The sequence below is a fragment of the Herbaspirillum sp. GW822-FHT03A08 genome (assembly GCF_058801885.1).
Genome location: NZ_JBXANR010000008.1, coordinates 109,221 through 121,503, shown reverse-complemented (window position 1 = coordinate 121,503; position 12,283 = coordinate 109,221). Strand labels below are relative to the sequence as shown.

General features: G+C 55.9%; 8 protein-coding genes. 5 read left to right on the top strand and 3 right to left on the bottom strand.

What is annotated here, in order from left to right; translation table 11 throughout:
• Nucleotides 1-236: 236 nt before the first annotated feature.
• The 5 genes from AC1RN6_RS22700 (at nucleotide 237) to AC1RN6_RS22680 (ending at nucleotide 6,115) form a co-directional block, all read left to right on the top strand.
• On the top strand, nucleotides 237-815 hold the full coding sequence (locus tag AC1RN6_RS22700) for a helix-turn-helix domain-containing protein (protein ID WP_493007731.1): 579 nt from the start codon (nucleotides 237-239) through the stop codon (nucleotides 813-815).
• A 278-nt stretch (nucleotides 816-1,093) separates the two neighbouring features.
• Complete coding sequence (msbA, locus tag AC1RN6_RS22695) at nucleotides 1,094-2,830, top strand: lipid A export permease/ATP-binding protein MsbA (RefSeq protein ID WP_493007730.1); 1,737 nt, start codon at nucleotides 1,094-1,096, stop codon at nucleotides 2,828-2,830.
• Nucleotides 2,831-2,895: 65 nt separating this feature from the next.
• Nucleotides 2,896-4,008: a glycosyltransferase family 9 protein gene (locus AC1RN6_RS22690; RefSeq protein WP_493007729.1), complete on the top strand. Its 1,113-nt coding sequence runs from the start codon at nucleotides 2,896-2,898 to the stop codon at nucleotides 4,006-4,008.
• Between the two features lie 20 nt (nucleotides 4,009-4,028).
• Complete coding sequence (locus AC1RN6_RS22685; protein WP_493007728.1) at nucleotides 4,029-5,030, top strand: glycosyltransferase family 8 protein; 1,002 nt, start codon at nucleotides 4,029-4,031, stop codon at nucleotides 5,028-5,030.
• Between the two features lie 47 nt (nucleotides 5,031-5,077).
• Nucleotides 5,078-6,115 carry a glycosyltransferase family 9 protein gene (locus AC1RN6_RS22680; protein WP_493007727.1) on the top strand — a complete coding sequence of 346 codons (1,038 nt, stop codon included), beginning with the start codon at nucleotides 5,078-5,080 and terminating at the stop codon, nucleotides 6,113-6,115.
• A gap of 21 nt (nucleotides 6,116-6,136) precedes the next feature.
• Here the strand turns inward: AC1RN6_RS22680 and AC1RN6_RS22675 are convergent, their stop codons facing one another.
• The 3 genes from AC1RN6_RS22675 to dnaE all read right to left on the bottom strand — a co-directional run bounded on the left by AC1RN6_RS22675 (nucleotide 6,137) and on the right by dnaE (nucleotide 12,081).
• Nucleotides 6,137-7,264 (bottom strand): glycosyltransferase family 9 protein, encoded by a 1,128-nt coding sequence (locus AC1RN6_RS22675; protein ID WP_493007726.1) that lies wholly within the window; start codon nucleotides 7,262-7,264, stop codon nucleotides 6,137-6,139.
• A 78-nt stretch (nucleotides 7,265-7,342) separates the two neighbouring features.
• The gene (locus tag AC1RN6_RS22670; protein WP_493007725.1) at nucleotides 7,343-8,596 is read right to left on the bottom strand and encodes an O-antigen ligase family protein; all 1,254 of its coding nucleotides are present in this window, start codon (nucleotides 8,594-8,596) and stop codon (nucleotides 7,343-7,345) included.
• Nucleotides 8,597-8,619: 23 nt separating this feature from the next.
• A complete protein-coding gene (gene dnaE / locus AC1RN6_RS22665) occupies nucleotides 8,620-12,081 on the bottom strand; it encodes a DNA polymerase III subunit alpha (protein ID WP_493007724.1) in 3,462 nt (1,153 codons plus the stop codon).
• Nucleotides 12,082-12,283: the final 202 nt, after the last annotated feature.

The following is a 12,283-nucleotide window of genomic DNA, read 5'->3' as shown; positions in this document are numbered from 1 at the left end:
TGATGCAATTCAGCGCACGGATGCGACTGAATCGTGTTTTTTCTATTTATCTGTCGTTTACTATATTGGACAAAAATACACTATGCAAGATTATTTTTCATATTTTTTAGACTAAATAAAGATGCCCCACATTGATCCGGATCAAGCCCGGTCGTGGTGCACAAGCTTTCCCGAGTTTCCCCGGCCAGGTGCAACGGTTATAATCCGAGCCTTACCGACATCGATCTTTCATACGCTTGAATACCTCTCACGCCCTCATCGCAGAAGACCCCACCCAGGCCATTTCCACCCGTATCAAGATCGAACGTGGAAGCAGAGGCTGGTCGCTGGCGGAGTTGTCCGAGCGCTCCGGCGTGTCGAAGGCAATGATCAGCAAGATCGAGCGCGGCGAGGCCAGTCCCACGGCGACCGTGCTGGGCCGTTTGTCGGGCGCGTTCGGACTGGCGCTGTCGATGCTGCTGTCGCTGGCGGAACAGAATGGCAACCGCCTGAACCAGCATGCGCATCAGAACGTCTGGACCGATCCCGAAACCGGCTATACCCGCCGCACCCTGTCACCACCCGCCGGCGGCATGCTGGAGTTGCTGGAAATCGTCTTACCGCCCAAGGTCAGCGTCCCTTATCCGGCCAGCGCCTTTACCTTCCAGCATGAACAGATCCTGATGGTCGAAGGCCGCCTGCTGTTCCGCGAAGGCGAACAGGAGCATCAGCTCAATCCGGGCGACTGTCTCCAGCTCGGGCCGCCGATGGATTGCGTGTTTACCAATCCGGGCGCCAAGGCCTGCAAATACCTGATTGCGCTGGTGCGCCGCTGAGCGCTGCCGCACGGTTAAAAATACGGCCAGAAAAGTTGCCTTTCAGACAAATTTATTCCTGCCTGCTTTACATGCAGCGCAGGTCAATTCACCCGGCCCTTGCATTACAATGTGCGGTTTCTCCGATTTGCGGCCTGGCTGCGCTTTTGCAGGCGCATTCAGGGGTTTTGCGGGTTGCCGGAACCTACCGACAGGGCCCAATGAGCGGCCCCGTCAGCGAATAGCCGTGGCATGATCGCCCATCGCATTTTCAATTGCAGCAATCAGTAAGGAACAACATGTTTTTGTCCCACAATATGAAGCGCCTCGCCGCTCTGCACTGGCCTCACAAAAAGCGTCTGGCAATAGCGTTTCTCGCCATGATCGTCACGGCGGCGACCGAACCGGTCGTGCCCTACATCTTTCAGGTGCTGTTGGACAAAGGTTTTGTCGGCAAGCCGACCTTCTCGCTGTGGCTGGTGCCGGTGGCGGTGATCGGTATTTTCTTCATCCGTGGCATTGCGACCTTCACCAGCTCATACATGATGACCTGGGTGACGACGCGCATCCTCAATGAACTGCGCCGCCAGATGTTTGCGCGCATGCTGGATCTGCCGGTCAACTTTTACGCCACCAATACGGTCGGCAAGGTAATCAATTCGATGATGTTTGAAGTGCAGCAGATCATCGACATGGTGACCAAGGTGTTCACCTCCATCGTGCGCTCGGCACTGACGGTGCTGGGCCTGCTGGCATGGCTGCTGTATCTGAACTGGGCGTTGACCATCGTCACACTGGTGCTGTTGCCGCTGGTGTCCGTAGTCGTGCGCACCACCGGCAAACGCCTGAAAAAGCTCAACCGCGATTCGCTGGCCGTCAATGCCGAACTGACGCAAGTCATTGAAGAAACCACCCGCGCGCAACAAGTGATCAAGATCTTCGGCGGCCACGACTACGAAAAAGGCCGCTTCCATGAGCGCGCCGAAAACCTGCGCCGCTACACGATGCGCATGACCACCGCGTTTTCCGCGACGGTGCCGATCACACAACTGATGACGGCCTGCGCAGTAGCGATCGTGATCGTGATGGCGCTGATCCAGTCCGGCAACGGCCAGATCACCGTCGGCGGCTTCGTCTCCTTCCTCACGGCGATGCTGATGCTGCTGGCGCCGCTCAAGCAACTGGCAGAAATCAACGGCCCCTTGCAACGCGGCATGGCGGCGGCGGAAGAAGTCTATATCCTGATCGACAAGCCGATTGAGCGCACCGGCGGCGAAATGCTGCCGGCGCGCAGTACCGGCAAGCTGGATCTGGTCAATGTGAATTTCTCCTATCCCGGCCACACGCAGCTGGCATTGCAGAACATCAATCTGAACGTGCAGCCGGGAGAAACCATCGCCTTCGTCGGCATGTCCGGCGGCGGCAAGTCGACGCTGGTAAGTCTGATCCCCGGCTTCTATTCCGCAACAGGCGGCGAGATCCTGCTCGACGGCAAACCGATCGAATCGATTTCGCTGACCAGCCTGCGCCAGCAAATCGCCATGGTCAGCCAGAACACCGTGCTGTTCGACGACACGCTGGCCGCCAATATCGCCTATGGCGATGCGCAACCTGATGCCGGGCGCGTACGCGCGGCGGTGATTGCCGCGCATCTGACTGATGTCGTGGAAGGCATGCCGGAAGGTCTGGAAACCCGCATCGGCGACAATGGTTCGCGCCTGTCCGGCGGCCAGCGCCAGCGCGTAGCAATTGCCCGCGCGATCTACAAGGATGCGCCCATCCTGATCCTCGACGAAGCCACCTCGGCGCTCGATACCGAATCCGAACGCGCAGTACAAGCAGCCCTGGATCGCCTGATGGAAGGCCGCACTACCTTCGTGATTGCACACCGTTTGTCGACCATCGAACGCGCCGACCGCATCGTCGTGCTGTCGCACGGCCAGATCGTCGAAGTCGGCAGCCATCCGCAGTTGCTGGCCAACGAAAGCGTGTACGCCAATCTCTACCGTTTACAATTCTCGCAGCAGGCGGCCTGAGGCCATCCGGCCGGCAACAATACAGAAGAACAGAACATAGCGAAGCATCAGAGAAAAAATCAACCATGCCCCAGACACTCATTCCAGCAGAGTTGCTGAAAAAGTCGGACAAGATCCTGTTCATCGCCCATCTGGCGCTGGGAGATTTCACTTATCTGCAGAACTTCTTCCAGGCTTTCCAGCGCGCCAATCCACATCTGAAAGTGGACTTGTGGGTAGATGAAGTGCGCCGCACCAGTGACGAATCGCAATGGAAGCATCTGCAAAAATACTCGCTGTACGACTGGGTCGCCGCCTGCCCGTTCTTCAACAAGATCTACACCCGCACCTACAGCCCGTCGCTGTATCAGGAATCGATCGCAGAAGCGCAGCAAGAGCACTACCCTATCGTCGTCTCGCTGGCGACCCTGCGTCCGCATCTGTACGCCGCGCTGGCGCGCAGCATCAGCCCGGGCGGACTGGTCATCGGCATGAAGAAGCGCGTGAAGTTCTACCAGCCGCATCATCAGCTGGCTTATCGCAAGTTGAATGCGGCAATTCCGCCTTATACCGTCGACCGCAGCAATCCACAGCACATCAGCGACGTCTATGCGCACTGGTTCCACCAGCTCAGCGGACTGGAAGTCAGCGCGGCGGAGCGTTTTCCGTTTGTCGACATCCCGCCGCAATGGCGGCAGTACGCACAGGAGAAACTGGCTGCGTGGGGTTTTAGAAATACGGAAGGCAATCAGGGGAAACTGATCTTCATCAACCCTTATGCGAAAACCAGGAAACGCTGCTGGCCGCTGGAGCATGTCGCCGAACTGATCATCGCCATGAAAAAGCAGGACAAGTGGCGCGACAGCTGCTTCATCGTCAATGCCGTCCCGCAAGAACTGGCGCACGCACGCCAGGTGATCAGCAGCTATCAGCTGGAACGCACTGAGCTGTTCAGCGCTGAAGAGAACTTCTTCCAGCTACCGGCAATCCTGGAGCAATGCGATCTGATCATTTCGGTGGAAACCGCCGTCATGCATCTGGCCAATGCCGTGCATGTCCCGGTGATTGCGCTGATGCGTCAAAAGAATCCGGAGTGGGTCCCGATCGACCGCGCCAACAGCACCGTCATCACGGCTCCGAGCCGCGGCGACTGGGTCAAAGCCGTCACCGTCGAACAAGTCATGAAAGCCATGCAATGAATCAACCTGTGAATCAAGCTATGAATCAAGCTGCAAATCTGCAAGCAGCGCAAGGAACCACACCTGCCGTGGGCAGCAACGGCAAGCCCTCCTTTCACATCGCTTTCTGCGTGGACAACAATTACTTCCGTGCGATGGGCGGCACGATCGCCTCCATCATCGACAACAACCCCGGGCAACATTTCACTTTCCACGTGCTGGCGTTTGAAGTGTCCGAAGATCATCAGCGCCGCCTGAAACAGCTGGAACAAATGTATGCGGTCAGCACACAGTTGCACCTGCTGGATCTGGCGTCGTTCACGCAGTTTTCGCACTTTCTCGGCCACTCGCACTACTCGCTGTCGATCTTCACCCGCCTGGTGATCCCGACCGTACTCAGAGGACAAACCGACCGCGTGCTGTATCTGGACGCCGACATCCTGTGCGTCAACAAGCTCGACGAAATGGTCGACATGGACATCAGCCAGGACATCGCCGTGGTGGTGCCGGATGCGCCGGTCACACTGCAACGCCGGGTCGCCGCACTGGGCCTGAAGCACAATCAATACTTCAACGGCGGCGTAATCTTCATCAACATCGAAAAATGGATCAGCGAAGACATCACGCAGCAAACGCTGGATGCGCTGCTCGACAGCAAGACCGACATGCGTTTCAACGATCAGGATGCACTCAACATCGTCCTCGACGGCCGCGCGCGTTATATCTCGCCGCGCTGGAATTATCTGTATGACCTGATTCACGACCTGAACGTCAACAAGTTTGCCCTGCGCCCGGTCGGCAAGGCCGTGTTCGTCCACTTTGCCGGCGCCGTCAAGCCATGGACCGACTGGAGCGGCCACGATGCGCGCCACCTGTTCCGCAAGTACCTGTCGCTGACGCCATGGTCGGACATGCCGCTCGATCCGGAACCGAAGAACACCAAGGAAATGCGCATGCACTCGCGCTTCATGTATCGCCAGGGACGCCCGCTGGAAAGCCTGAAGTGGTATATCCGCTATCTGCGCAAGCGCGCCGCCAAGTAAGCCTTGCACGTCACTACTGAACAACGCTACCCGATCTGCCGATAGAAATGCCCATCACCAGCAAACATATACTCATCAGCCGCCAGGACAACATCGGCGACGTTATCCTGACACTGCCTATGGCGGCGCGTCTGAAGCAGCTCAATCCCGGCGTCAAGATCACGCTGCTGTGCCGCGCCTATGCGGCAGAGGTGGTGCGATACTGCGATGACATCGACGATGTCGTTGAAATTGAAAGCATCGAAAACGATCTGATCGGTTACCTGAAACGATCGGACATCGACACGGTCATCCTGGCTCAACCGGACCGTTCGCTGGCGATTGCCTCATTCCGTGCCGGCATCCGTCATCGTATCGGCAATGCTCGGCAAAAGGTGTATCAGCTGATTTACTGCAATCGCCGCGTGCGTTTCAGCAAGGGCTTATCCGAAAACCACGAAGCGCAGATCAATTTCGAGTTCCTACGTCCTTACGGCGACAACCATATCCCAGATCGCGCCGAAATCCCTTCGTTCTATCACTTCAGCATTCCGGACGATGCGGCCAGCACCGCGCATCTCAAACCTTACGCGTTTAACCTAATTCTGCATACCAAATCGAACGGCCACGGCCGGGAATGGCCGATTGAATCGTATGTGGAACTGGCTCGGCAGCTGGCGTCGCGGCCAGAGGTGCACATCTGGCTGACAGGTAGCGCGGGAGAAGGCGAATGGCTGAAAGCCAATGTGCCGGAACTGCTTGCGCTGCCCAACGTGACCAACATCAGCGGCACCCAGACGCTGGCGCAGTTGACCAGCTTCATCCATCAGGCCGACGGGCTGATTGCCAGCGGCACCGGCCCCTTGCATCTCGCAGCTGCCATCGGCCAGCGCACGCTCGGCCTGTTCCCACCGACCCGCCCCATGCACCCCGGCCGCTGGGCCGCAATCGGCCGGCGCGCCAGCAATCTCTGCCTGGCGGAAAGCGGCTGCGAAGGCTGCAGCCGACGCGACAAGATGACATGCGATTGCATGCGCGCCATTACGCCGGCGGCGGTGCTGGAAGTGGTAAAAGGGTGGATGGACGAAAAACGCCTGGAAAAATAATTTTAGGTTCAGGTAGAACAACTACCATTTCATATCAACTGGATCGGGCAAGGCTTCGATTACCCGATCCAGACTAATCTCTTCCACCCAATCATCACGCTGCTCCGTCATCACGACGCGGCTATGTTGTTTGTCTATCGGCACCCATTCCGGGGTCAATTGCCGCATCAGAGCGACAACCGGAACCTGAACCGCATTCGCTAGATGCATGACGGCTGTTTCTACTGAAATGACTAAGTCGCATTGATTCAGCATTGCCGGCAATTGAAAAAAATTGTCGCTCGCACTAAACAGGAACACGTCGGACGCATCTGGTCTACGCTCCAGAATTGCTTTAGTTTCAGCCCATTTCTCCGGCACTGTATTGAGAACATAAGCACTGTGCTTCCACGCCTCTGTTTTTTGCATGGTGGCGATCAGATCCAACGCCTTCTCGACTGACCAAGAGCGTTCGTCCTGCTTGGAAAACGCATTGACGAATACCAAAGGAATCTTGCGCTCCTTTTTATCGCCAATCCCCCATTGCAATAAGCGCTGCAAAGCTTCCGCACGCCACATGTCGGGCAAGATCATCTGCGGAAAGCGGTCTTCAGCACTGATGTCCAGACCGAACAGTTGCTGAAACCATGCCGCGTATATATCGCTGACATGGATTGCGCCGACCGGATAGTCGACAAGCCTGGCATCAAGACTTTCAAAAGTATGACGCTTAAGCAGATCATACGATTTATAACGTTTCACGATGGCTGCCGTCGTCGCGCGAGGGTTGATCTTACGGACCAGACGCGCATAAAACGTGCGGCGCGAAAGTGCGAACGATACAACAATTGGATAAGACTGCTTCTTTGCCTCTCGCAATGAACGTGCAAATACAAACGGGCTATAAGTATCTTTATAAATCTTGTTGAAACAAGGACTTGTCTCCAGCCAATCAAAGAGCGAATACTTTCTGAGTGCTGTCCATTGACGAAAATCATAAGACCGCCTGAGTTCATCAACCCAGATATCAATCTGTATATGTGGGTAAGTCTTGTGAAAAGCCTTGAAACAACTTTCCATATAGGTAAAGTCACCCAGTGCGAGATGGGTAACAAACAAGATCTTATCGGCGCTTCGCAGCGCATCTCTCGAAATTAACTGGTCTGGCATGACGACAATCCAGTCAGCACAAATTGATTCCGAACTACGCTGTTCACCGAACTCTTATCAAGTCGCGTCGCCACAATGTCAAGCATGTTGCAATTCTTCTTTTCGCCGGACGATAAAAGCCAGGAACAGCGCAATGGCCATTGCATAGAAAATATCGCAAACTCTCCACATGAACATGACATCGACCAATCCAAAAATCAAATAACCCAGACAAAGGCTCAGCCCCATTGCCGCAGTAGCTTTTATTTGACGATCCTGGTGTCGCATTTCACGGGCAAAGTAAAAAATCGGGACCAGATAAATAGCCAAGATTCCCAGAAGACCAAACACGCCCAAGATTGCCATGTTATAGAGAACTTCGTTATGCGAGTGTGGATAGGTTGCCGCTTCTGGGGTCAGTACTTTGCGATCCGACAAATTCACCAAAGCTTTTGAAAAACCGCCTCGTCCCACGCCAAACCATGGATTTTCTTTGAACAGAACCCATGACGCATTCCATAACTGAAAACGCGTTCCGACTGATGTGTCGAGATTTTTCTTCTCTGAATAAAGATGAATATCGCTGGCTGCCTGATCAATTCTGGAACGAACAATATTTGTTGTACTGAAAAAACCAGTCAACAGTGCCGCGATCACCACAGACCACATGATTGTTTTAGTGATACGCCTCTGCTTCGAAAAAGCCATGCACGCGAGAATAACGAAGACAGGAATAGCAATCCAGGCTCCTCTGGTCTGAGAGATATAAATATTGTAGAGCCCGATTACGCCGGTAGCAGACAGCAGAATGATTTTGAATATTGCAGTGTTACGCATCCAGATGATAGAGAGCAGCGCAAATATCGCCATCAACAAACTCAATTGCGAATACGCAATAATTGGAACAAAATCGATCAGACCTACTCGTGAATGACCAAAATCCGTACTGATACATAACTTGATCGTTGCAAGTATGGTTCCCACTGCAAAAGTCCAGCGCAAGCTTCGGATGTAATTGATAGGCATCAGCAGAGCAGCCCAGGTGAGAACTCCCAGCAGAGCCATCCTTGACGCATTGTCGTACGAACGTATATTTACGTCGCCGTGGGAAATCTCGTTAATCAGAATGGCAATGGCAGTTCCGGTGCAAGCCAGATAGATCCATTGATATTGCTTCCACGATTCACGGAGAAATGCTTTGTCAGTACGTTTCAAACTGCATGCATGTACCAGCGCAAGCAACATGAGGACATAGAAACTTATATTTCCGATCTTGTTGAACAACAACGAAAAACAGAAAAAAATAGAAAAAGAGACCCAGACGATCCCGGCAGGTACGTTGACTCGGTTCATTTTGTTATTGTGCTCATCTCTATTTAGTACTCAACCGCAACAGCCTCTTGCCCCAGCGACTCTTTTAACGCTACTTGCAATCCATCGCTGGGTACCACACGCCACGCTTCACCTAGCATGACTTCGCATTCAACGCCCGACTGGACGTACTTCATGACGAAGGGTAAACCTTGCTCCTGACGGTATGTTGACAAGGTGTCCCGCAGATACGCCGGATCGATGCTCTTGTTCAGCGACACTACCACCCGTTGCCCATACTGAATACGCGCCGCACCGATATCCATGACTTTCTCGGCGGAGATACGCAGGCCGCCGTTGAAACGGTCTTCCGATACCTTGCCCTGCACGATCAGCAATTCATCTTCCTTGAAGAAAGCTTTGTTCGGCTCGGCCAGTTCGCCGTAGACGGTGACGTCGACCGTGCCGCTGCCGTCGTCGAGCGAAACGATCAGCAGCTTGCCGCGCTGGGTCATCTGTACGCGGATGCCGGTGATGATGCCGGCCAGCGAGCGCGGATCGCGTGAAGGTTCAAGGCTGGAAATTTTGGTGCGCACAAATTGGCGCACTTCTTTCTCATAGGCGTCAAACAGATGGCCGGAAAGGTAGAAGCCGAGCGCGGTCTTCTCTTCGGTCAGGCGTTGCTTGTCGGTCCAGGGACGCACTTCCACATACTCGAGCGGTGTTTCGAGGTCGCTGTCGTCGCCGCCGAACAGGCTCACCTGATTGGCAGAGGCTTCCAGCTGCTCGGCGTTTTCCCAGGCCAGGCCGACCGATGCCTGCAGGATCGCGCGGTCCACGCCGAAGCAGTCGAAAGCGCCTGCGCGGATAAGCGAGTCAACGGTGCGGCGGTTGATCTGCTTCTTGTCGACACGTTTGGCGAAATCGAACAAGTCCTTGAACGCGCCGCCTTGCTGGCGCGCGGCGATGATGGCTTCGATCGCACTCTGGCCGGAGCCCTTGACGGCGCCGAGGCCGTAGCGGATCTGCATGGCCTTCTTGCCCGGTTCGCCGACCGGCGTAAAGCGGTAGTCGGACAAATTGATGTCAGGCGGCAACAAACCCAGGCCGCAGACATCGAGTGCATCTTCGACCAGGATCTTGATCTTTTCGGTGTCGTCCATGGCGAGCGACAAGTTGGCTGCCATGAACGCTGCGGGGTGATGGGCCTTGAGGAAAGCGGTGTGATAAGACAGTAGTGCGTAAGCAGCGGCGTGCGACTTGTTGAAGCCGTAGCCCGCAAACTTTTCCATCAAGTCGAAGATTTCGTCGGCCTTCTCTTGCGACAAGCCGTCCTTGGCGGCGCCTTCACGGAAGATATTGCGATGCTCCGCCATCTCTTCGGCTTTTTTCTTACCCATCGCGCGGCGCAGCAAGTCGGCGCCGCCGAGCGAGTAGCCGCCGACGACCTGCGCCATCTGCATCACCTGCTCCTGATACACCATGATGCCGTAGGTTTCGGACAAAATGCCTTCGGTACGCGGATCGGGATAATCGAACTTTTCGCCGTGCTTGCGTTTGCAGAAATCGGGAATCAGGTCCATCGGACCCGGACGGTACAGCGCCACCAGCGCAATAATGTCTTCGAAGCGGTCGGGACGCGCATCTTTCAGCATGCCTTGCATGCCGCGGCTTTCAAGCTGGAACACGGCGACCGTTTTGGCCTTGGTCAGCAGGTCGTACGAAGCGCGATCGGTCAGCGGCAGCTTGGCCAGATCGAAATCGGCCATGTTCGGATCGAGCTGCTTGATGTAGCGCACCGCGCGATCGAGGATGGTCAGCGTGGTCAGCCCCAAAAAGTCGAACTTCACCAGGCCGACGGCTTCAACGTCGTCCTTGTCGTACTGCGACACTACGCCGGCGTCGCCGCCCTGCGTGTACAGCGGGCAGAAATCGGTCAGCTTGCCCGGGGCGATCAAGACGCCCCCGGCGTGCATGCCGATGTTGCGGGCGATGCCTTCGACCTGTTGCGCCAGGCCCATCAGTTGCTTCACTTCGTCTTCGTTTTCGAGACGCTCTTTGAGCAGCGGCTCCTCTTCGATGGCATCGGCCAGCGTCACCAGCTTGCCCGGTTTGAATGGGATCAGCTTGGAAATGCCGTCGCAGAAGTTGTAGCCCAGATCGAGCACGCGGCCGACGTCGCGCACCGCGCCCTTGGCCGCCATGGTGCCGAAGGTGGCGATCTGCGAGACCGCCTCCTTGCCGTAGCGATCTTTCACGTACTGAATGACGCGGTCGCGGCCTTCCTGGCAAAAGTCAATATCGAAGTCGGGCATGGAAACCCGCTCAGGATTGAGGAAGCGCTCGAACAGCAGGTTGTATTGCAGCGGATCCAGATCGGTAATCGACAGCGAATACGCCACGAGAGAGCCTGCGCCCGAACCCCGGCCTGGACCGACCGGCACGCCGTTGTTCTTGGCCCACTGAATAAAGTCGGCCACGATCAGGAAGTAGCCCGGGAATTTCATCTTGATGATGGTGTCGTTCTCGAACTTCAGGCGCGCTTCATAACGTGGGCGTTCCTTCTCGCGCCGCGCTTCGTCCGGGAACAAATGCTTGAGGCGCGCTTCCAGACCGAGCTTGGTTTCCGCCACGAGGAAGTCGTCGATGGTCATGCCGTCCGGCGTCGGGAAATTCGGCAACTGCGGCTTGCCCAGTGTCAGCGTCAGGTTGCAGCGCTTGGCGATCTCAATGGTGTTTTGTACGGCGCCCGGCAAGTCGGCGAACAACTCCGCCATCTCGGCCTGGGATTTGAAATCCTGCTGGTCGTTGAAGCGGCGCACGCGGCGCGCATTCGCCAGAATTTCTCCTTCGGCAATACAGGTACGCGCTTCGTGGGCGATAAATTCTTCCTGCGACAGGAACTGGATCGGATGCGTCGCCACCACCGGCAGGCCGAGACGCGCCGCCAGGGCAACCGACTGGCGCACCTGGATGTCCATGTTGGGCTGATTGGCGCGCTGGATTTCCACGTAAAACGCGCCGGGAAAGTAGTCGCTCCAGCGTTGGGCGCAACGTTCAGCGGCTGGCACATTGCCGTTCTCGATGGCGATGCCGACGTCGCCAAAATGCGCGCCGGAAAGTGCGATCAGGCCATTGCCGCCTTCTTCGTGGCGCAATTGTTCCAGCCACTCGGGGCGGATCTCGGCGCGGCCGCGATGGAGGTTGGTAAGCCAGGCTTTGCTGAGCAGGTCGCACAGCTGCAGGTAGCCATGATGGTTCTTGACCAGCAGCAGCAGGCGCGACGGCTTATCGCGGTCGTCGTCGTTGCTGATCCAGACGTCGCAGCCGGCGATCGGCTTGACGCCCTTGCCGCGCGCACCTTTGTAGAACTTGACCATGCCGAACAGGTTGGCCAGATCGGTGATCGCCAGCGCCGCCTGGCCGTCTTTTGCTGCTGCTTTGACAACATCGTCGATGCGGACCAGGCCGTCAACAATGGAATACTCGGAATGGAGTCGAAGATGAACGAATTGCGGTGTAGTCATAGGACGATATTTTACCGTGTCGTGACATGCGGCTCAGATGGAATTTACGATTGGAAAACACGAAGCAACACCATACCCGCGAATAAGTAGCGCACCGGACCATTTGATTTGCATCATGCTTCCCGCAAATTGCCGCACGCCGGCGGCGCAGAATAGGCGCGGGGCGTTTATAATGCTGTTAATTCAAAGACTTAGGCAATAT

What these genes read in the sequence shown, in the direction of transcription:
- AC1RN6_RS22685 (WP_493007728.1), top strand. Translation starts at nt 4,029, where the DNA reads ATGAATCAAGCTGCAAATCTGCAAGCAGCGCAAGGAACCACACCTGCC.
- AC1RN6_RS22670 (WP_493007725.1), bottom strand. Translation starts at nt 8,596, where the DNA reads ATGAACCGAGTCAACGTACCTGCCGGGATCGTCTGGGTCTCTTTTTCT.
- dnaE (WP_493007724.1), bottom strand. Translation starts at nt 12,081, where the DNA reads ATGACTACACCGCAATTCGTTCATCTTCGACTCCATTCCGAGTATTCC.
- AC1RN6_RS22680 (WP_493007727.1), top strand. Translation starts at nt 5,078, where the DNA reads ATGCCCATCACCAGCAAACATATACTCATCAGCCGCCAGGACAACATC.
- AC1RN6_RS22675 (WP_493007726.1), bottom strand. Translation starts at nt 7,264, where the DNA reads ATGCCAGACCAGTTAATTTCGAGAGATGCGCTGCGAAGCGCCGATAAG.
- msbA (WP_493007730.1), top strand. Translation starts at nt 1,094, where the DNA reads ATGTTTTTGTCCCACAATATGAAGCGCCTCGCCGCTCTGCACTGGCCT.
- AC1RN6_RS22690 (WP_493007729.1), top strand. Translation starts at nt 2,896, where the DNA reads ATGCCCCAGACACTCATTCCAGCAGAGTTGCTGAAAAAGTCGGACAAG.